Origin of the sequence: Vibrio sp. 1167, assembly GCF_033340375.1 — a bacterium.
In the GTDB taxonomy this organism is placed as follows: Bacteria; Pseudomonadota; Gammaproteobacteria; order Enterobacterales; family Vibrionaceae; genus Vibrio; species Vibrio alginolyticus.
The window spans coordinates 1-1,564 of the sequence record NZ_JAWOWK010000049.1 but is presented as its reverse complement, the minus strand read 5'-3'; the positions used below and the strand labels follow the sequence as shown (position 1 = coordinate 1,564).

Here is a 1,564-nt window from a genome sequence, read left to right as displayed (position 1 = left end):
GCCATTTTCAATCAAAGCTTCACAAGATTTGCTGATCGCATCTTTCCAGTCGGTTGCGTCAGAATGGATGCGAATGACATCAGAGGTAATCAGTTCACGTAGCATTGGAATGTTTCCGATTTGTTGTTTTGTTGCTGCGTACTTTATCGATCAATTTGCCAGAAGAACCTGAGAGTGATCACAAATGGTAGCGCTATCTGATAGCGCTATCATTTTTATCAGGCATCGAAGTTTCATGTGCTGGTGTTCGAGTTCTAATGCGCTAATATCAAAACCATTAAAGCGCTGTGATAAGATGTCGCAGCTGAAATTAGAGAACATTAAATAAAAACAATGAGCGAACCTCGCAAACGAAGAAGTACCGGCAATGTCACTTTGGCTGACGTCGCCAAACAAGCAGGCGTAGGCACGATGACGGTGTCGCGAGCATTACGAACGCCAGAGCTGGTATCCGATAAGCTGAGAGAAAAAATTCAACAAGTGGTTGATGAGCTCGGCTATATCCCGAACAAAGCCGCAGGGGCACTAGCATCTGCAGAAAGTTATTCCATCGCTCTTATCATTCCGTCACTGTTTGAAAAAGCATGCGCTCATTTCTTACCAAGCTTCCAACAGGCGTTAAACAAAGCGGGTTATCAATTATTACTGGGTTACAGCGACTACTCGATTGAGCAAGAAGAAAAGTTGCTTTCGACTTTTTTAGAGAGCCGTCCTGCGGGCGTGGTACTGTTTGGAAGTGAGCATAGTCAGCGAACGCATCAACTATTAGAGGCATCAAATACGCCAGTGTTAGAGATTACCGAACTGAGCTCAAAGGCCAGTTATCTCAATATTGGTGTGGATCACTTCGAAGTGGGTAAGGCCTGTACCAGACACCTGATTGAACAAGGTTTTAAGAACGTTGGTTTTATTGGGGCGCGCGGGAATCACTCGACGTTGCAACGCCAGTTACACGGTTGGCAAAGTGCGATGATTGAAAACTATCTCACCCCAGATCATTTTCTGACGACTCATGAAGCGCCATCTTCACAATTGGGTGCGGAAGGATTGGCGAAGTTATTGCTGCGCGATTCAAGCTTGAATGCTTTGGTGTGTAGCCATGAGGAGATAGCAATTGGTGCGCTCTTTGAGTGCCATCGCCGCGTGCTCAAAGTCCCGACCGACATTGCCATTATTTGCCTTGAAGGTTCTTCTATGGGGGAGCACGCTTACCCAAGTTTGACATCGGCAGAATTTGATTACGAGCGCATGGGCACCAAGGCGGCAGAAAAACTGTTACATGCCATCAAAGGCGAGCCAGAAGAACGGCCGACCAGTATGGGCTTTAAGCTAAAGCGTCGAGCAAGTACTGCGATTAACTGACACTTCCGCTTTCCATAAATGTAAAAAGCCTCTCAATATGGAGAGGCTTTTTACATTCTGAATTCGCGAGCGAAAACTACGGACGTTCGCCCGCGGCTAGGCGTTGTTCGATATCTACGATCACCTCTGGCAGATCGGAGATGGTGTCGATTAAGTAGTGAGGTGCACTCTTGATAAACTTCGCGCGTGCTTTTTCACGAGC

The 1,564-nt window shown here is 46.6% G+C and carries 1 protein-coding gene and 1 pseudogene; one reads left to right on the top strand and one right to left on the bottom strand.

Annotated elements, in window-relative coordinates; all coding sequences use genetic code 11:
• Positions 1-105: pseudogene (locus tag R7Z78_RS24240) on the bottom strand (PTS sugar transporter subunit IIA); the annotation flags it as partial.
• A gap of 228 nt (positions 106-333) precedes the next feature.
• Between R7Z78_RS24240 and R7Z78_RS24235 the strand changes: the two are divergent.
• Positions 334-1,362, top strand: coding sequence for a LacI family DNA-binding transcriptional regulator (locus tag R7Z78_RS24235; RefSeq protein ID WP_025501411.1), 1,029 nt, complete (start codon positions 334-336; stop codon positions 1,360-1,362).
• Positions 1,363-1,564: the final 202 nt, after the last annotated feature.